Origin of the sequence: Rhodococcus sp. R1101, assembly GCF_000278445.1 — a bacterium.
Lineage (GTDB): Bacteria > Actinomycetota > Actinomycetes > Mycobacteriales > Mycobacteriaceae > Rhodococcus > Rhodococcus gordoniae.
This window is the reverse complement of sequence record NZ_AJVB01000716.1, coordinates 1-1,377: the sequence shown is the minus strand read 5'-3', so window position 1 is coordinate 1,377 and position 1,377 is coordinate 1. Positions and strand designations below refer to the sequence as shown.

The following is a 1,377-nucleotide window of genomic DNA, read 5'->3' as shown; positions in this document are numbered from 1 at the left end:
TGAGCTTGCCGCCGTAGACCGGCAGCACATCGGAGGCGCCGTCGAGCAGCACCACCCGCGCCTCCGTCGGATCGATGTTGCGGAAGGTGCCCTTGAGGGTGCGGCGCGAGAGTTCCGCGATCTGCCCCGCGAGCTCCACACCCGTCGGGCCCGCGCCGACCACCACGAAGGTCAGCAGCCGGGCGCGTTCCTCGTGATCGTGTGACAGTTCGGCCTGCTCGAACGCCCCGAGGATCCGGCCCCGCAATTCCAGGGCGTCGTCGATGGTCTTCATGCCCGGCGCGAACTCGGCGAACTGATCGTTGCCGAAATAGGACTGGCCGGCCCCGGCGGCGACGATGAGACTGTCGAAGGGGGTGGTGGTGTAGCGCTCGAGGAAGCGGGAGGTCACCGTCCGGTTCTCCAGGTCGATCTTCTCGACGTCCCCGAGCAGCACCTGCGCGTTCTTCTGCTTGCGCAGCACCATGCGGGTCGCGGGGGCGATGTCGCCGACCGACAGGATGCCCGTCGCCACCTGGTACAGCAACGGCTGGAACAGATGGTGGGTGGTGCGCGCCACGACCGTGACGTCCACATCGGCACGAGCCAGGGCCTGGGTTCCGAACAGCCCTCCGAATCCGGATCCGATCACGACCACTCGATGACGGCGGGGTTCGGTCTGCTCGATGCTCATGGATGCTCCTTCACGTTGCCGGATGGATCGATCCCCAGTCTTGCAGTTGCCGCGCCCGCCCACAGCGCAACCGAGGAGCCCACCGGCCCTCAGCGGGCTAGTCCGGCCCGTCGCCGCCCGGCTCGCGCCCGGGGCCGAGCAGCCCGTAGACGGGGTTGTGCCGCGCGGCGTGCCGCACCGCGTCGTCGGTCGCCGAGGTGTACACCTGCACCGTCTGCAACGAGCGATGCCCGAGTAGTTGCTGCAACTCCACCATCGTCGCGCCACTGTCGGCCAGGCTCGTCGCGAAGGTGTGCCGCAGCGCGTGGGCGAGCGCCCCGCGTTTGCGTTCCGATTCGATGCCCGCGCGGCGGTAGATGCGCCGCACCCGGTACTGCAGGGTGCCGCGGGTGATGCGTCTGCCGTCCGCGCCGACGAACAGCGGATCGGTCGGATCGTGCCGCTCCCACACCGGCAGCTCGTCGCGGTCGCGGTCGCGGGTGCGGCGCCGTGCGGCGGGGAAGCGGGCGTAGCGTTCGTCGAGATAGGCGCAGACGATCGCCGTCCAACTGTCCTCGAGGGGGATCTCCCGTTCGATCGCGCCCTTGCCGAGCACCCGCAGCACCGGGGCCTCCCGGCCGCCGAGGATGCTGCCCACATCGAGGCGGATCAGCTCGTCCGAGCGGATGCCGGTGAGCAGCAGGGTGGCGATGAGCGCCAGATCC

The 1,377-nt window shown here is 69.8% G+C and carries 2 protein-coding genes; both read right to left on the bottom strand.

The window, feature by feature from the left end:
* On the bottom strand, window positions 1–673 hold a 673-nt coding region (locus R1101_RS0123535; protein ID WP_016935622.1), incomplete at its 3' end, for an NAD(P)/FAD-dependent oxidoreductase.
* Window positions 674–770: 97 nt separating this feature from the next.
* A partial coding sequence (locus R1101_RS28475) for a tyrosine-type recombinase/integrase (RefSeq protein ID WP_016935621.1) occupies window positions 771–1,377 on the bottom strand: 607 nt, incomplete at its 5' end.